Raw genomic sequence first — 2,500 nt, forward strand, 5'->3', positions numbered from 1 at the left:
ACACAGTGGACGCGAGCAACTGAGGACAAGCCCTCGGCCTATTAGTACCAGTCAGCTCCAACCGTTACCGGTCTTCCACACCTGGCCTATCAACCCAGTCGTCTACTGGGAGCCTTACCCCATCAAGTGGGTGGGAGTCCTCATCTCGAAGCAGGCTTCCCGCTTAGATGCTTTCAGCGGTTATCCCTCCCGAACGTAGCCAACCAGCCATGCCCTTGGCAGGACAACTGGCACACCAGAGGTTCGTCCGTCCCGGTCCTCTCGTACTAGGGACAGCCCTTCTCAAGACTCCTACGCGCACAGCGGATAGGGACCGAACTGTCTCACGACGTTCTAAACCCAGCTCGCGTACCGCTTTAATGGGCGAACAGCCCAACCCTTGGGACCGACTCCAGCCCCAGGATGCGACGAGCCGACATCGAGGTGCCAAACCATCCCGTCGATATGGACTCTTGGGGAAGATCAGCCTGTTATCCCCGGGGTACCTTTTATCCGTTGAGCGACGGCGCTTCCACAAGCCACCGCCGGATCACTAGTCCCGACTTTCGTCCCTGCTCGACCCGTCGGTCTCACAGTCAAGCTCCCTTGTGCACTTACACTCAACACCTGATTGCCAACCAGGCTGAGGGAACCTTTGGGCGCCTCCGTTACCCTTTAGGAGGCAACCGCCCCAGTTAAACTACCCACCAGACACTGTCCCTGATCCGGATCACGGACCCAGGTTAGACATCCAGCACGACCAGAGTGGTATTTCAACGACGACTCCACCATGGCTGGCGCCACGGCTTCACAGTCTCCCACCTATCCTACACAAGCCGAACCGAACACCAATATCAAGCTATAGTAAAGGTCCCGGGGTCTTTCCGTCCTGCTGCGCGAAACGAGCATCTTTACTCGTAGTGCAATTTCACCGGGCCTATGGTTGAGACAGTCGAGAAGTCGTTACGCCATTCGTGCAGGTCGGAACTTACCCGACAAGGAATTTCGCTACCTTAGGATGGTTATAGTTACCACCGCCGTTTACTGGCGCTTAAGTTCTCAGCTTCGCCCCACCGAAGTGGAGCTAACCGGTCCCCTTAACGTTCCAGCACCGGGCAGGCGTCAGTCCGTATACATCGCCTTACGGCTTCGCACGGACCTGTGTTTTTAGTAAACAGTCGCTTCTCGCTGGTCTCTGCGGCCACCCCCAGCTCAGGAAGTAAATTCCATCACCGGAAATGGCCCCCCTTCTCCCGAAGTTACGGGGGCATTTTGCCGAGTTCCTTAACCATAGTTCACCCGAACGCCTCGGTATTCTCTACCTGACCACCTGAGTCGGTTTAGGGTACGGGCCGCCATGAAACTCGCTAGAGGCTTTTCTCGACAGCATAGGATCATCCACTTCACCACAATCGGCTCGGCATCAGGTCTCAGCCTTAACGTGTGACGGATTTGCCTACCACACGGCCTACACCCTTACCCCGGGACAACCACCGCCCGGGCTGGACTACCTTCCTGCGTCACCCCATCGCTTACCTACTACAAGTCTGGGTCGTCGGCTCCACCACTCCCCTACGCTCCGAAGAGCTCAGGGCGGCTTCACGGACTTAGCATCGCCTGATTCGATATTGGGCGTTTCAAAGCGGGTACCGGAATATCAACCGGTTGTCCATCGACTACGCCTGTCGGCCTCGCCTTAGGTCCCGACTTACCCTGGGCAGATCAGCTTGACCCAGGAACCCTTAGTCAATCGGCGCACACGTTTCCCACGTGTGTATCGCTACTCATGCCTGCATTCTCACTCGTGAACCGTCCACAACTCGCTTCCGCGGCTGCTTCACCCGGCACACGACGCTCCCCTACCCATCCCAGCGGGCGTTGGCCCTCATGCTGGAATGACACGACTTCGGCGGTACGCTTGAGCCCCGCTACATTGTCGGCGCGGAATCACTTGACCAGTGAGCTATTACGCACTCTTTCAAGGGTGGCTGCTTCTAAGCCAACCTCCTGGTTGTCTCTGCGACTCCACATCCTTTCCCACTTAGCGTACGCTTAGGGGCCTTAGTCGATGCTCTGGGCTGTTTCCCTCTCGACCATGGAGCTTATCCCCCACAGTCTCACTGCCGCGCTCTCACTTACCGGCATTCGGAGTTTGGCTAAGGTCAGTAACCCGGTAGGGCCCATCGCCTATCCAGTGCTCTACCTCCGGCAAGAAACACACGACGCTGCACCTAAATGCATTTCGGGGAGAACCAGCTATCACGGAGTTTGATTGGCCTTTCACCCCTAACCACAGGTCATCCCCCAGGTTTTCAACCCTGGTGGGTTCGGTCCTCCACGAAGTCTTACCTCCGCTTCAACCTGCCCATGGCTAGATCACTCCGCTTCGGGTCTTGGGCGCGCTACTCAATCGCCCTATTCGGACTCGCTTTCGCTACGGCTTCCCCACACGGGTTAACCTCGCAACACACCGCAAACTCGCAGGCTCATTCTTCAAAAGGCACGCAGTCACGACGCACCG

Annotated in this window: 1 rRNA gene (cut by a window edge); it reads right to left on the reverse strand. The window is 57.2% G+C overall.

Annotation, left to right across the window (positions count from 1 at the left end):
* Positions 1-21: 21 nt before the first annotated feature.
* Positions 22-2,500, reverse strand: a 23S ribosomal RNA gene (locus NQU55_RS36040); it runs 645 nt beyond the window's last position.

This window comes from Streptomyces telluris, from assembly GCF_024519335.1.
Taxonomy (GTDB): Bacteria; Actinomycetota; Actinomycetes; order Streptomycetales; family Streptomycetaceae; genus Streptomyces; species Streptomyces telluris.